This is a genomic window from Arthrobacter sp. UC242_113, from assembly GCF_044054585.1.
Lineage (GTDB): Bacteria > Actinomycetota > Actinomycetes > Actinomycetales > Micrococcaceae > Arthrobacter.
Map to the genome: position 1 here is coordinate 4063213 of NZ_CP171968.1, position 13685 is coordinate 4076897.

A 13685-nucleotide genomic window follows, 5' to 3' on the forward strand; every position below is an offset into this window, starting at 1 on the left:
TCACGGCCGCCACGCGCACCGCGGCCCCCGCACACCAAAAGACTTTCAAAAGGAGACACCAATGCCCAGCGCCAACAACACCTCCCTCGAGCACTACGAGGTCTGGTTCCTCACCGGCAGCCAGCACCTCTACGGCGAGGACGTCCTGAAGCAGGTGGCGGCCCAGTCCCAAGAGATCGCCGCCGCCCTGAACGAGTCCTCGGAGGTCCCGGTCAAGCTCGTCTGGAAGCCTGTGCTGACGGAGTCGGACGCCATCCGCCGGACCGCCCTGGAAGCCAACTCGGACGACTCCGTGATCGGCGTGACGGCGTGGATGCACACGTTCTCCCCGGCCAAGATGTGGATCCAGGGCCTGGACCTGCTCCGCAAGCCACTGCTGCACCTGCACACCCAGGCCAACGTCGAACTGCCCTGGGCGGACATCGACTTCGACTTCATGAACCTGAACCAGGCCGCGCACGGCGACCGCGAGTTCGGCTACATCCAGTCCCGGCTCGGCGTGCCGCGTAAGACCGTCGTCGGTCACGTGTCCAACCCGGAGGTAGCCCGCCAGGTGGGCGTCTGGCAGCGGGCAGCCGCAGGCTGGGCCGCTGTCCGGAACCTGAAGCTGACCCGCTTCGGGGACAACATGCGCAACGTGGCCGTCACCGAAGGCGACAAGACCGAGGCGGAGCTGCGCTTCGGCGTCTCGGTCAACACCTGGTCCGTCAACGAACTCGCCGACGCCGTGCACGGCGCCGCGGAGTCCGACGTCGACACCCTGGTGGCCGAGTACGAACGGCTTTACGATGTGGCGCCGGAGCTCCGCTCCGATGGAGCCCGCCATGAATCCCTCCGCTACAGCGCCCGCATCGAGCTCGGGCTGCGCAGCTTCCTCGAAGCCAACGGCTCCGCCGCCTTCACCACGTCCTTCGAGGACCTCGGCGAACTGCGGCAGCTGCCCGGCATGGCCGTCCAGCGGCTCATGGCCGACGGCTACGGCTTCGGCGCCGAGGGGGACTGGAAGACCGCAATCCTCATCCGCGCGGCCAAGGTCATGGGCGCAGGACTGCCCGGCGGCGCCTCGCTGATGGAGGACTATACGTACCACCTGGTGCCCGGCCAGGAGAAGATCCTCGGCGCGCACATGCTCGAGGTCTGCCCCTCGCTGACCACCGCAAAGCCGCGCATCGAAATCCACCCGCTGGGCATCGGCGGCAAGGAGGACCCGGTCCGCATGGTCTTCGACACCGACGCCGGCCCCGGCGTCGTCGTCGCCCTGTCCGACATGCGCGACCGCTTCCGCCTCGTGGCGAACGCCGTCGACGTCGTGGACCTCGACGAGCCGCTGCCCAACCTCCCGGTGGCACGTGCCCTTTGGGAACCGAAGCCCGACTTCGCCACCTCCGCCGCAGCCTGGCTGACGGCGGGGGCCGCGCACCACACCGTCCTCTCCACCCAGGTGGGCGTGGACGTGTTCGAGGACTTTGCCGAGATCGCGCAGACCGAGCTGCTCACCATCGACGAAGGCACCACGCTCAAGCAGTTCAAGAAGGAACTGGCCTGGAACGCCGCATACTACCGGCTGGCCGGCAGGCTGTGACCGGGTCCCGCGCGGCAACCGAATACAACATCCGGGCGGGGGAGTACACCGCTGTTGTTACGGAACAGGCCGGTGCCCTGCGGGAGCTGCGCCACCGGGGACGGGACCTCATCGTTCCGTTCCCGGAGGGCGGGCCCATCCCTGACTACCGGGGCATCGTCGCGGCGCCCTGGCCGAACCGGATCGCGGACGGCCGGTACACGTTCGACGGCGCCGAGTACGAGGTTCCGGTCAACGAAACCGACCGCGGCTGCGCCCTGCACGGGCTGGCGTTCCGCCTGGACTGGGACCTGGAGTCGCAGGACGGGTCGTCGGTGACGCTGTCCTGCACGCCGCAGCCGACGGCGGGCTACCCGCACGAGGTACGCATCGCCGTCGAGTACCGGCTTACGGAGGACGGCCTGCACAGCCAGGTCACGGCGTCGAACCTTGGCGGTACCGCGGCGCCCTACGGGGTCTGCCCGCATCCGTACCTGGTGGCTGGGCCGGCTTCGCTCGATGAGTGGACCCTTGAGATCCCTGCCGGGCAGTTCCTTGTGGTCACCCCGGACCGGCTGCTGCCGAAGGAAACGCGCACCGTGGAGGGGCACGAGTTCGACTTCCGCACGCCGCGCACCATCGGCGCCACCGAGATCGACCACGCGTTCACCGACATAGCATTCGACGGCGGCGGGCAGGCCCGCGTGCTGGTCCGGGATCCGGGCGGGACCGGCGTCGGAATGGCCTGGGACCGCACCTGCCAGTGGCTCCAGATCCACACCGCTGACAAGCAGCCGCCGGCCCCCAACCGTCTGGGGCTCGCCGTGGAACCCATGACCTGCCCTCCTGATGCCTTCAACAGCGGCGTGGACCTGATCCGGCTGGAGCCGGGCGCCACGCACGAGGCATCCTGGAGCATCTTCGCCACGTGAGCGCCCAGGCAACGCCACGTCCTCCCGTCATGGAGGACGTGGCGCGCCTCGCGGGCGTGTCCCACCAGACCGTCTCGCGGGTGCTCAACACGCATCCGAACGTTAGTGCCCAGACCCGCAGGCGCGTGGAACGCGCCATCGCCGAGCTGGGATACCGCCGCAACACCGCGGCGCGCAGCCTGGTCACCCGGCGTTCCCAGGCCATCGGCGTCCTGGGTGCCGGCACTGCCCACTACGGCCCGGCCAACACGCTGCTGGGCGTCCAGCAGGCAGCACGGAACGAGGGCTATGCCGTCAGCATGGCCAGCCTCAGCGAGGTGACCACGGCCGGCATTCACGACGCCCTCGAACACTTCCTGCTGCAGTCCGTGGACGGGATCGTGGTGATCGTTCCGCACGAGACGATGCTCAAATCGCTGCACACCATTGCGCTGTCCGTCCCGCTGGTAGCCGTGGGGTTCCGCGCGGATGAGCACCTGACGGTCGCGGCCGTGAACCAGCGCGTTGGCGCCGCCCTCGCCGTGCAGCACCTGGTGAACCTCGGGCACGCCGCGATCGCCCACGTTTCAGGGCCGCAGGACTGGATTGACGCCGCGGCCCGGACCGAGGGCTGGCGGCGCACGCTGGAGCAGGCCGGCCTGCCGGAGGGCGTCCTGATTCAGGGGGACTGGGGCGCCGAAAGCGGCTACCGCGCCGGCCTGGAACTGGCAGCCGCAGGCAACGTCACCGCCCTGTTCGCGGCGAACGACCAGATGGCCCTGGGGGCGCTGCGCGCGTTCAGCGAGGCGGGCCTGCGCGTGCCGGAGGACGTCAGCGTGGTGGGGTTCGACGACCAGCCGGAGGCCGCCTATTTCGTTCCGCCGCTGACCACGGTGAACCAGGGTTTCAAGGAACTCGGCGCGCGGTGCATCCGGATGCTGCTGTCCGACATGGCCCATGGCCCCTCGGCAGCGGCTTCGGTTCTCAACCCCCGGCTCGTGGTGCGTGGATCCACGGCGCCACCGGCGGGCTAAGGCTGCGCCGCCGGCGGGCTAACGCCGCCGCGGCTGCGCGGGTGGCCCTGGCAGGGTCTCCCTCTGGCTCCGCTCCGGCCCCTACTGTGGATGCCATGGGTTTGAATATCATCGTCATCGGCGGCAGCGGCCACATCGGCACCTTCCTCGTCCCGCGGCTGGTTCGCGCCGGCCACGAGGTCATCAATATCAGCCGCGGGACCTCTAAGACCTATGCCGAGGCACCGGAATGGCAGCAGGTCCGGCAGGTCACCGCCGACCGGCAACAGGAAGACCGAACGGCACGTTCGGTGAACGGGTAGCGGGACTGCAGGCCGACGTCGTCGTTGACCTGGTGTGCTTTACGCTCGAGTCTGCGACCTCGCTGGTCGGCCGCCTCCGCGGCGAGATCGGGCACTTGCTGCATTGCGGCTCCATCTGGCGTTACGGCAAGAGCCTCAGGTGAGCCGCTGCAGGTTCCAGGCAGCGGCGCCGAACTGATGCACCACGTGCACGCCGACGACGTCGCCCAGGCCTTCGAGAAGGCCATCGGGCACCGGGACGCGGCCGCGGGCGAGGACTTCAACATCGTCGCCCCCACCGCGCTCAGCGTCCGTGGCTATGCCGAGACCGCTGCCGCCTGGTTCGGGCAGACTGCGACGCTGGAGACAGTCGCCTGGGATCACTTCCGCCGGTCCACCAGTGCAGAGTATGCCGAGTCGAGCTGGGGCCACCTGCACCGCAGCCACTGCTTCACCATCGAAAAGGCCAAGTCCGTCCTCGGCTACGCGCCGCGGTACGAGCCCGAACAGGCCGTGCTCGAATCCGTGAACTGGCTCATCGAACATGACCAGCTCCGCGTCGCCCGTCCGCTGGGCGCCGTGGCTGGCTGAACCGCCGTCGACCTTCACTGCCTTTAAACGCCGAGTCCCTCCCGCGGTATTACCGGGGGAGGGACTCGGCGTTTAACTGACGCGTCAGTGGATGACTTCGCGCGTCATTCCGAACGGGACCTGCTCGGACAGCGCGGCCGTGTAGTTTCCGGGCTGGTGGCGCGTGACCAGGATGCCGTGCGTGCCCGTGAGCATCGCCAGGTCCTGGAGGTTTTTCACGGCTGCTTCGAGGTGCTCGTCCAAGGCGTGCCGGCTCGTGACGCGGATGTCGATGGAATCAAGGAGGGCGGTCATGGCTGGTCCTTTCTGCTGGCCGGTGGCCGGTCGTTAGGCATTCTCGGATTCGCGGCTGCCGGCTGCCACCGGCGTGGCCGGTTCGGCCGGTGCTTTGGCTGCTGCCGGTGCCTTGGTTTCGGTGGCGGGCGGGGTGGTCCTGAGCTTGAAGCGCTTGGCAATGGAGGATCCGCCGCCGGCACGGTTCTTGTTGAAGATGTCGAAGCCGACGGCGAGCAGGAGCACCAGGCCCTTGATGAGCTGCTGGTAGTCGGTGCCGAGGCCGAGGATGGACATGCCGTTGTTCAGGACGCCCATGATGAGGCCGCCGATCATTGCTCCGGCCACGGTTCCGATGCCGCCCTGGACCGCGGCGCCACCGATGAAGGCGGCGGCGATGGAGTCCAGTTCGAAGCCGGTGCCGCCGGCGGGCTGCGCCGAGTTCAGGCGGGCCGTGAAGATTAGGCCGGCCAGGGCGGCGAGGACGCCCATGTTCACGAAGAGCCGGAAGGTCACAGCCTTGGTCTTGATGCCGGAGAGCTCGGCGGCGTGAAGGTTTCCGCCGATGGCGTAGGTGTGCCGGCCGAAGATGCTGTTGTTCATCAGCGCGGAGTACGCGATGACGAGTCCCGCGAGGACGATCAGCACGATCGGGGTGCCGCGGTAGCTGGCGAGGAGGAACGTGATGATGAGCATGAGTACGGCGATGAACGCGGTCTTCGTGGCGAACCAGGCCATGGGTTCGTTTTCGAGGTTGAACTTGCGGCGCACGCGGCGTTCCTTGATGGACTGGAACAGCAGGGACGCGGTGCCGCCGACGCCGAGGATCACAGTGAGCCATTCGAGCACGGAGGTGCCGCCGGAGATGTCCGGGAGGAAGCCGCCGCCGAGGGCGCGGAGTTCGTCCGGGAAGGGGGTGATCTGCTGGTTCTTCAGGGTGATCAGGGTCAGGCCGCGGAAGATGAGCATGCCGGCGAGGGTGACGATGAACGCGGGGATGCCGACGTAGGCGATCCAGTACCCCTGCCAGGCACCGACGAGGGCGCCGACCAGGAGGCAGGCCGGGATCGCTGCCCACCAGGCCCAGCCCCAGTGGACGATCATGACGCCGGCGACGGCGCCGATGAACCCGGCGATGGAACCGACGGAGAGGTCGATGTGCCCGGCGATGATGACCATGACCATGCCGATGGCCAGGATGAGGATGTAGCTGTTCTGGACAACGAGGTTGCTGACGTTCTGCGGCTGGAGCAGGATCCCGTCGGTGAGGACCTGGAACAGCAGGACGATCAGAATCAGGGCGACGAAGATGCCGACCTGGCGGAGGCGGCTTGCCAGGAAGCCGAGGGATTCTCGTAGGGCGGACATGTCCGTTATTCCTTCTCTTTTGTCATGTAGTGCATGAGGGTTTCCTGGGAGGCCTCGGCAATGGGGACTTCACCCGTGACGTGGCCGGCGGACAGGGTGTAGATCCGGTCGCAGATGCCCAGGAGCTCCGGGAGCTCGGAGGAGATCACAATGACCGCTTTGCCCTGGGCGGCGAGCTCGGCGATGATCGTGTAGATCTCGAACTTGGCGCCGACGTCGATGCCGCGGGTGGGCTCGTCCAGGATCAGCACGTCGGGGTCGGAGAACATCCATTTGCTCAGGACCACTTTTTGCTGGTTGCCGCCGGAGAGCTTGCCGGTGATGGCCGCGACGGACGGGGCCTTGATGTTCATGCTCTTCCGGTAGCTGTTGGCCACCGTGGTTTCCTGGTTGCCGTCCACCCAGCCGCGTTTGGAGAGCTTCGGCAGGGCCGCCATGGAGATGTTGCGCTTGATGTCCTCGATGAGGTTCAGGCCGTAGTGCTTGCGGTCCTCGGTGGCGTAAGCGATGCCGTGGCGGATGGCCTCGGGGACCGTGGAGGTGTTGATTTCCTTGCCGTGCTTGAACACCTTTCCGGAGACGGCGCGGCCGTACGTGCGGCCGAAGACGCTCATGGCCAGTTCGGTGCGGCCGGCGCCCATGAGGCCGGCGAGTCCCACCACTTCGCCCTTGCGGACGTTGAGGCTGGCGTTGTGGACTACGGTGCGGGTGTGGTCCTGCGGGTGCTGGACCGTCCAGTCTTCGATGCGGAGGACTTCCTCGCCGATCTGCGGTTCGCGCTCCGGGTAGAGGCTGTCCAGGTCGCGGCCCACCATGCCGCGGATGATGCGTTCCTGGGTGATCTGGCCCTGGTCCACGCGGAGGGTCTCGATGGACTTGCCGTCCCGGATGATGGTGACGGCGTCCGCGACCTTGCGGATTTCATTGAGCTTGTGGCTGATGATGATGCTGGTGACGCCCTGGCCTTTCAGGTGCAGGATCAGGTCCAGCAGGTGGTCGGAGTCCTCGTCGTTCAGGGCTGCGGTGGGCTCGTCCAGGATCAGCAGCTTCACTTCCTTGGACAGTGCCTTGGCGATCTCGACGAGCTGCTGCTTGCCCACGCTGATGTGCTGGATGGGGGTGACCGGATTCTCGCTCAGGCCAACGCGGGCCAGCAGCTTGGCCGCCTCCAGGTTGGTCTTACGCCAGTCCACCCAGCCGCGGGAGGCCAGTTCGTTGCCCAGGAAGATGTTCTCTGCGATGGACAGGTACGGGCTCAGTGCCAGCTCCTGGTGGATGATCACGATGCCGCGCTTCTCGCTGTCCGTAATGGACGCGAAGTCGCACGGTTCGTTCTCGAAAAGGATGTCCCCTTCGAAGGTGTTGTGGGCGTACACGCCGGAGAGCACCTTCATCAGGGTGGACTTGCCTGCCCCGTTTTCGCCGCAGATCGCGTGGACCTCGCCGCGGTTCACGTCCAGGGTGACGTCCTGGAGGGCCTTGACGCCGGGGAAGGTCTTCGTGATCCCGCGCATCTGAAGAATGGGTACGTTCATTGGTTATTTCCCGCTGATCTGTTCGATGAGCTGATCTGTTTCGGTGGTCGATCTGTTGGGGTGCGGGGGCGCCTGCGGCTGCAGGCGCCCCCGCCAGTTTGGTGCCGTGCTGCTACTTGATGTCGGCGTCCGTGTAGTAACCGGAGTCGATCAGTTCCTGCTTGTAGTTGTCCTTGGTGACGATCACGGACTTCAGCAGGAATGCCGGGACAACCTTGACCTTGTTGTTGTAGGTCTCGGTGTCGTTGGTCTCGGGCTGCTGGCCCTTCAGGACAGCGTCCACCATTTTCACGGCCTGCTCGCCGAGCTTGCGGGTGTCCTTGAAGATCGTGGAGTACTGCTCGCCGGCGACGATGGACTTCACCGAGCCCTTTTCCGCGTCCTGGCCGGTCACTACCGGCAGGGCGCCCTTGGAGTAGCCGCCGGTGCTGGTCAGGGCGGAGATGATGCCGATGGAGAGGCCGTCGTAAGGCGACAGCACGCCGTCGAGCTTCTTGCCCGAGCCGTAAGCGGCGGTGAGGATGTCTTCCATCCTCTTCTGCGCGGTTGCGGCCTGCCAGCGCAGGATGGCGGCCTGCTCAAACTTGGTCTGGCCGCTGGGGACCTTGAGGGTGCCGGCATCCAGGTACGGCTTCAGCGTGTCCATGGCGCCGGTCCAGAAGAAGTTGGCGTTGTTGTCGTCCGGGCTGCCGGCGAAGAGCTCCACGTTGAACGGGCCCTTGCCCTCGACCTTCTTGCCGGAGGCATCCACCAGGCCCAGTCCGGTCAGCAGGGACGTTGCCTGCTGGACACCCACCTCGTAGTTGTCGAAGGTGGTGTAGTAGTCAACGTTCGGAGTGCCGTTGATGAGCCGGTCGTAGGCGATGACCTTGACGTTCTGTTCCTTGGCCTTGGCCAGGACGTCCGTCAGCGTGGTGCCGTCGATGGCCGCGACGATCAGGGACTTCGCGCCCTTGGTCAGCATGTTCTCAATCTGAGAAACCTGGGTGGGGATGTCGTCATTGGCGTACTGAAGGTCCGTCTTGTAGCCGAGCTTGGCCAGGGAGTCCGAGACGTTCTTGCCGTCAGCGATCCACCGCTCCGACGTCTGCGTCGGCATGGAGATTCCCACCAGGGCTCCGGCAGCGTCGGCGCTGCTGGTTCCGGTGGTGGCGCCGGGCCGGCTGCCGCAGCCGGTGGCCCCCACCGTAACAGCCAGAACGACGGCGACGGCGCCCAGCAGTTTCTTGATTCTCACGTTATTCTCCTTCCGTGGCCTGGTTAAGCCACGAATCGGTGCTTGAGCGGAAAGCGTATGTACTTTCCGCCGGCGCCGGCCACTTGTGTCCGGCGTACCGAGGCCGTCCCGCAGGACCGGCACCGGAGGGCTGTCATTTCCGGAGCGGAGACCCCGGCTGCCCCAACATTTCTGTTAGCGCTAACAATCTTGGTCAATATTATCCGCGGTAGCGCTGTGAAGCAAGACACAAATTGGTGACGACGGCGGCGCCCGCCCGTCGCGCTCTTTCCTCGCCCCTTGTGGGGTAAGGATGAGTAGGTAGACTGGTCTACCTACTCACTCGTCTCTGCTGGAGGTATCACCGTGGCTTCATATGAAGGCCAGCCGGCAACCAAGCGGCCGGCCCGCGCATCGCTGCTCGAGGCTGCGGCCCGCCTCTTCTATGCGGACGGCGTTTCCGCCACGGGCATCGACTCCATCACCGCGGCGGCCGGCGTGGCCAAGAAAAGCCTCTACAACAACTTCGCTTCCAAGGCGGACCTGGTGGCGGCCTACCTCGCCGCCCGCCACGAGGAATGGATCGCCCTGTACCGGGCCCGCGTTGCCGTGGCCGCCACTCCCCGGGAACGTCTCCTGGCTGTGTTCGACGCCTATATTGACCACGCGAACTTTGCCTACGAACACGGCTTCAGGGGGTGCGGCCTGCTGAATGCCGCCGCGGAACTGCCTGCGGGCGCTCCCGGAAGGCTGACCGTGCGGCAGGACAAGGAAGAGGTCGAGGGCCTCCTGCTCACGCATGTCGGGGAGCTGCTGCCGGGGCAGGATGAGGCGGCGGCCAGGGTGGCCCGGCACCTGGCCTTCCTGCTCGAGGGGTCCATGGCCAGGGCAGGCCTTGAAGGCGAAGACGGCTGCCTGCAGGAGGCCCGGATGATCGCTGCCCAGATGCTGGAGGAGCTGTGAGGGGGGTGCTTGGCCGTATGAACGGGCCCCTCCTGGGCGCCATCTTTGTCGTGGGTGCGTCGGCGCTGTGGGGGACGACGGGAACGGCTGCCACATTCGCGCCGTCCGTGAGTCCGCTTGCCATCGGTGCGGTGGCAATGGGTGTGGGCGGGCTGCTCCAGGCGCTGTGCGCGGTGCAGCCGATCGCGAGCCATTGGGGCAGACTCCGCGGCCGGTGGCTGCTTGTCGCAATGGGGGCGGCCGCCGTCGCGGTGTACCCCCTCGCCTTTTACAGCTCCATGCGACTAGCTGGCGTGGCGCTCGGAACGGTGGTCTCGATCGGCTCGGCCCCACTGGCGTCAGCTGTTATCGAGCGGTTGGCGGAGCGGAAGGTGCTGACCCGCCGCTGGGTGCTCGGCGCGCTGATCGGGGTGGCGGGCGCCGGACTCCTGAGTTTTGCCGGTGAGAGCGCGGAACGCCCTGGCGCCCTTGCCGCATCCTGGGCCGTGCCGGCGGGCATCATTTTGGGGCTTGTGGCGGGCGTGACCTACGCGCTGTACTCGTGGGCCGCTCACCGCCTGATCAGCAGCGGAGTGTCGTCCCGGGCGGCCATGGGTGCTGTGTTCGGGCTCGGCGGACTGCTGCTGATGCCCGTGCTTGCCGTGACCGGCCGGCCGCTCCTTGAGTCGTGGACCAACTTCACTGTCGGGGCGTACATGGCGCTTGTGCCGATGTTCGCAGGGTACGTCCTGTTCGGTTGGGGGTTGGCCCGAGTCCGTGCCAGCACCGCAACGGGCCTTTCCCTCATGGAGACCGTCGTCGCGGCCGTGCTGGCGGTCGTGGTCGTGGGCGAGCGGTTGCCGGCGCTGGGCTGGCTCGGCGTCGTTCTGGTGCTGGGGAGTTTGTTCGTCCTGACGCCGCGCCAGCAGCGCATCGCACCAGCCTAGCCGTCGGCGGTTGGCCGCTCCGACAGCGTCACTTTAGTGTCCCCGACGTCTGCACCCCTGCGGTACTGGACGCTCACGGCCTGCCCTGGGGCCTTGCTTCGGAGCGCAGCCAACAGGTCCTCGGGTGCGTTGAGTTTTTGACCTTCGAGGGACAGCAGCACGTCCCCAGGCCTGAGCCCTGCACGGTCAGCGGGGCCGTTCCTTACCACTGAAAGGACCAGGACGCCCTCGGTGTCGGGCAGGTGAAGCTGTTCGGCGATTTGCGAAGTGATATCGGAGGGGGACAGGCCGATGAAGGAGTGGTCCGCTTTGCCGTCTTTCAGTAACTGTTCTGCCACTTGAACAGCTGTGGCTGCCGGAATGGCGAAGCCCAGGGCCACAGCGCCGGACTGGGGTGGAATGTAGGCTTCGCTGATGCCCACGATCTCACCGCGGGAGTTCACTACCGCGCCCCCGGAATTGCCTGGGCTTATGGCGGCGTCGGTCTGAATCAGGTCCACGAGTGATTGGCTGCTCGCCGCTGAGCCCGGAATCTGGCGGTGCAGCCCGGAAATGATCCCCGACGTGGCAGTGTTTTCAAAGCCCAACGGGGACCCGATAACGATCGCCAGTTCCCCGATGCGGGGCAGCTCTTTCTGGAACTTGGCGGCCGGGAGGTCTTTGCGTTGCGCTTCCACGAGCGCCAGGTCTGAAATCGCGTCTGTGGCCCGCACTTTGCCCGGCACCCGTCGCCCGTCAGCGAAGGCTACCTCGACGTTTGTGTTTCCCCGCACGACGTGCTCGTTGGTCAGGATCAGCCCGTCCGCGGCGTACACCACGCCGCTTCCGAGTCCGTCCTGGGTGAAGACGGTGACCACGGATGGCTGGACGTTCTGGATGACCGCGGGTATGTCGGCTGCGGCCTCGGGCGGTCGGGCGCTCTGGGAGCTCTGCGTTGTGGTGTTCTGGCTGCCCTGCACGGTGGGGGAGTCGGCGCCGGAAGATCCGGCCGGGGGTTGCTGGTTCGTGCACCCGGTCATTGCAAAGATGAGGGCGGCCGTCAACGCCGCGGCCCGGAGGTGGCGGTGGCAGGGACGTGAAGCTGGCCTGAATCCCATGTGCTTTCCTAACGCAGCAGGTCCTCACAAGTATCTCCGGTAGGGGGAGCGCAGACCAGACGCCCGGGCCACATGGATTATCGTGCCTTGCCCCGCGGACGTGTGAACCACGGCCTGGTCCTCGACTGCACCGCCGGCGGGGGCGGGGGCAGTTCCTTGATTTGCTCGTCGGTGAGGGAGCAGCGGATCTGGGTGGTTGTCATCCGCTCGATGTTGTCCCGGGCCACAAAGCGCAGGCCGGTAGCCGTGGAGACAAGTATTCCGTGAAGGATATCCCCATGGTCGTCCAACACCCGCTCCAGCGTTCCAAATCTTGACCCAGCATCGGACACGACCGGCGTCCCCTTTACCAATGCTGTGTACGCGACGGGTCGGCCCCCATCATTCACTGCGCCACCCCCTACAAGACACCACCGCACAGGACCTATGCATGGACACGTCCAGCTCCGTGTTGCCAAGCAAAATCCACCGATCCGGACCCACAGTACGCCAAGGAACCAGCCGCCCCGGATGAATGGCTGCCGCTGGATGTGGGACGGTCCCCGGCCGTCTATGGCCGGGGACCGCCGGGAGGGACGGCCGTGCGCGGCGGCTGCATGTGCGCTACAAGGCGCGGTGGCGTTCTGTGAATGCCTGACGCCCGAAGAGGCAGCGTTTGCGTGTAACGGGCATCCCGTCCCGGTCTATTAGGCTGCGTTGATTTGTTGCTGGCCTCCCTTGGTTTCGATTTCAATCTTGCGCGGGGCGGCCTGGGCCGCGACCGGGATCCGCAACATCAGCACGCCAGCGTCGTAGCTTGCCTTGACCTTATCTGCCTCCATGGCGTCACCGAGAATGATCTGGCGGCTGAAGACGCCGCGGGGCCGCTCGGCGGCCACGAGCTCGGTGTCCTCACCGTAGGGGGCCTTCCGTTCGGCGCGCACGGTCAGCACATTCTTCTCCACACCCAGATCGATCGCGTCGCTGTCCATGCCAGGCAGGTCAAGCGCAAAGACGTAATTATCGCCTTCCCGCCAAGCGTCCATTGGCATGGCCGCCGGGTGGGCAACCGTGCCCAAAACCTGCTCGGCGAGGCGGTCCAGGTGACGGAACGGATCGAGCATCAACATCACATACCTCCTTGATCGCCTTCGACCGGATCTATATCCGCTGACATAGATTTAATAGCACTCCGAGTTGCCGCCTGCAAGTCTTTTGGTGTCCCAGTGCTGTAGTTTTTTTCGATGGATTCACGGGCCGCGGGGGGTTCCCCAAGGGCGCGATTGGCGCCCGGATTAGGGCGAGGAGGCTATTGCGTCCGGCTGCGTCCGGTGCTAATAAATCTATGGTGGCTGATATAGATTCGAGTATGCGAACAAACGGAACAACGACGGGTACTGGTCAGGGCAACATGCACCCGTAGCTCAGCCGGAAGAGCAGGGGACTTTTAATCCTCGGGTCGTGGGTTCGAGCCCCACCGGGTGCACACCCGGCCGGATCGCTCAGCGGGAGTGATCCGGGCGTAGATCTGACGCAAGGAGGTGCTTAGGACAATGAACCCCGAACTCCAGAGAATCAGGGCGCTGGCGGCAGTCATTGCCACGGCCGAAACCGCCTTGGACGCCGCATACGTGACGCTCCGGGAATGCGCCGCGGCACTGCTGCGCAACGGGGAAGCAACCCTGGCCGAGGTCAGCGAGGCGACAGGCCTGAACCAGGGCGAACTGTTGGACCTGCTCAGCCGCAACATCCCCGGACGGGAACCAACCTGGAATCAGTATGGAACTACCGGATTGTCCTAGAATCCTGGAGCTGCCTGAGCGGACGGACTGACACGCAAACTATCCGCCAGCATTTCGATGCTTGAAATACTCCCTATTATCTGACTCGCACCGGCCCATGGAAGCGGCTGAATTCGTTTGTAAAAGGCGACGAGGGTAAAGGACCGAC

General features: G+C 66.0%; 13 protein-coding genes, 1 tRNA gene and 1 pseudogene. 8 read left to right on the plus strand and 7 right to left on the minus strand.

Annotated elements, in window-relative coordinates; all coding sequences use genetic code 11:
* Positions 1-61: 61 nt before the first annotated feature.
* The 4 genes and pseudogenes from araA (at position 62) to ACHMXB_RS18495 (ending at position 4378) form a co-directional block, all read left to right on the plus strand.
* Positions 62-1582 carry an L-arabinose isomerase gene (gene araA, locus ACHMXB_RS18480; RefSeq protein ID WP_395400764.1) on the plus strand — a complete coding sequence of 507 codons (1521 nt, stop codon included), beginning with the start codon at positions 62-64 and terminating at the stop codon, positions 1580-1582.
* Positions 1579-2493, plus strand: coding sequence for an aldose 1-epimerase family protein (locus ACHMXB_RS18485; RefSeq protein WP_395400766.1), 915 nt, complete (start codon positions 1579-1581; stop codon positions 2491-2493). The genes araA and ACHMXB_RS18485 overlap by 4 nt, the downstream gene beginning before the upstream one ends.
* Positions 2490-3506 carry a LacI family DNA-binding transcriptional regulator gene (locus ACHMXB_RS18490; RefSeq protein WP_395400768.1) on the plus strand — a complete coding sequence of 339 codons (1017 nt, stop codon included), beginning with the start codon at positions 2490-2492 and terminating at the stop codon, positions 3504-3506. The genes ACHMXB_RS18485 and ACHMXB_RS18490 overlap by 4 nt, the downstream gene beginning before the upstream one ends.
* A gap of 101 nt (positions 3507-3607) precedes the next feature.
* Positions 3608-4378 (plus strand): annotated as a pseudogene (locus tag ACHMXB_RS18495) (NAD-dependent epimerase/dehydratase family protein).
* 84 nt (positions 4379-4462) lie between these two features.
* Here the strand turns inward: ACHMXB_RS18495 and ACHMXB_RS18500 are convergent.
* The 4 genes from ACHMXB_RS18500 to chvE all read right to left on the minus strand — a co-directional run bounded on the left by ACHMXB_RS18500 (position 4463) and on the right by chvE (position 8791).
* On the minus strand, positions 4463-4672 hold the full coding sequence (locus tag ACHMXB_RS18500; RefSeq protein ID WP_395400770.1) for a hypothetical protein: 210 nt from the start codon (positions 4670-4672) through the stop codon (positions 4463-4465).
* A gap of 33 nt (positions 4673-4705) precedes the next feature.
* Entirely contained in the window at positions 4706-6019 is a 1314-nt protein-coding gene (gene mmsB / locus ACHMXB_RS18505) for a multiple monosaccharide ABC transporter permease (protein WP_395400772.1), read from the minus strand.
* 5 nt (positions 6020-6024) lie between these two features.
* On the minus strand, positions 6025-7554 hold the full coding sequence (gene mmsA, locus ACHMXB_RS18510; protein ID WP_395400774.1) for a multiple monosaccharide ABC transporter ATP-binding protein: 1530 nt from the start codon (positions 7552-7554) through the stop codon (positions 6025-6027).
* 112 nt (positions 7555-7666) lie between these two features.
* Complete coding sequence (chvE, locus tag ACHMXB_RS18515; protein ID WP_395400776.1) at positions 7667-8791, minus strand: multiple monosaccharide ABC transporter substrate-binding protein; 1125 nt, start codon at positions 8789-8791, stop codon at positions 7667-7669.
* Between the two features lie 345 nt (positions 8792-9136).
* On the opposite strand from chvE, the gene ACHMXB_RS18520 reads away from it, so the two are divergent.
* Positions 9137-9733, plus strand: coding sequence for a TetR/AcrR family transcriptional regulator (locus ACHMXB_RS18520; RefSeq protein WP_395400778.1), 597 nt, complete (start codon positions 9137-9139; stop codon positions 9731-9733).
* A 17-nt stretch (positions 9734-9750) separates the two neighbouring features.
* On the plus strand, positions 9751-10659 hold the full coding sequence (locus ACHMXB_RS18525) for a DMT family transporter (protein WP_395400780.1): 909 nt from the start codon (positions 9751-9753) through the stop codon (positions 10657-10659).
* Here the strand turns inward: ACHMXB_RS18525 and ACHMXB_RS18530 are convergent.
* The 3 genes from ACHMXB_RS18530 to ACHMXB_RS18540 all read right to left on the minus strand — a co-directional run bounded on the left by ACHMXB_RS18530 (position 10656) and on the right by ACHMXB_RS18540 (position 12865).
* Positions 10656-11756, minus strand: coding sequence for a S1C family serine protease (locus ACHMXB_RS18530; RefSeq protein ID WP_395400782.1), 1101 nt, complete (start codon positions 11754-11756; stop codon positions 10656-10658). The genes ACHMXB_RS18525 and ACHMXB_RS18530 overlap by 4 nt on opposite strands.
* 77 nt (positions 11757-11833) lie before the next feature.
* On the minus strand, positions 11834-12049 hold the full coding sequence (locus ACHMXB_RS18535; RefSeq protein WP_395400784.1) for a hypothetical protein: 216 nt from the start codon (positions 12047-12049) through the stop codon (positions 11834-11836).
* Between the two features lie 393 nt (positions 12050-12442).
* Complete coding sequence (locus tag ACHMXB_RS18540) at positions 12443-12865, minus strand: Hsp20/alpha crystallin family protein (RefSeq protein WP_395400786.1); 423 nt, start codon at positions 12863-12865, stop codon at positions 12443-12445.
* Between the two features lie 283 nt (positions 12866-13148).
* Here ACHMXB_RS18540 and ACHMXB_RS18545 point away from each other — a divergent pair.
* Positions 13149-13221, plus strand: a tRNA-Lys gene (locus ACHMXB_RS18545).
* A gap of 67 nt (positions 13222-13288) precedes the next feature.
* Complete coding sequence (locus tag ACHMXB_RS18550; RefSeq protein WP_395400788.1) at positions 13289-13537, plus strand: hypothetical protein; 249 nt, start codon at positions 13289-13291, stop codon at positions 13535-13537.
* The last annotated feature ends 148 nt before the right edge of the window (positions 13538-13685 follow it).

Coding starts and splice junctions, on each gene's coding strand:
- araA (WP_395400764.1), top strand. CDS start 62: ATGCCCAGCGCCAACAACACCTCCCTCGAGCACTACGAGGTCTGGTTC.
- ACHMXB_RS18500 (WP_395400770.1), bottom strand. CDS start 4,672: ATGACCGCCCTCCTTGATTCCATCGACATCCGCGTCACGAGCCGGCAC.
- mmsB (WP_395400772.1), bottom strand. CDS start 6,019: ATGTCCGCCCTACGAGAATCCCTCGGCTTCCTGGCAAGCCGCCTCCGC.
- mmsA (WP_395400774.1), bottom strand. CDS start 7,554: ATGAACGTACCCATTCTTCAGATGCGCGGGATCACGAAGACCTTCCCC.
- ACHMXB_RS18525 (WP_395400780.1), top strand. CDS start 9,751: ATGAACGGGCCCCTCCTGGGCGCCATCTTTGTCGTGGGTGCGTCGGCG.
- ACHMXB_RS18530 (WP_395400782.1), bottom strand. CDS start 11,756: ATGGGATTCAGGCCAGCTTCACGTCCCTGCCACCGCCACCTCCGGGCC.
- ACHMXB_RS18540 (WP_395400786.1), bottom strand. CDS start 12,865: ATGTTGATGCTCGATCCGTTCCGTCACCTGGACCGCCTCGCCGAGCAG.
- ACHMXB_RS18550 (WP_395400788.1), top strand. CDS start 13,289: ATGAACCCCGAACTCCAGAGAATCAGGGCGCTGGCGGCAGTCATTGCC.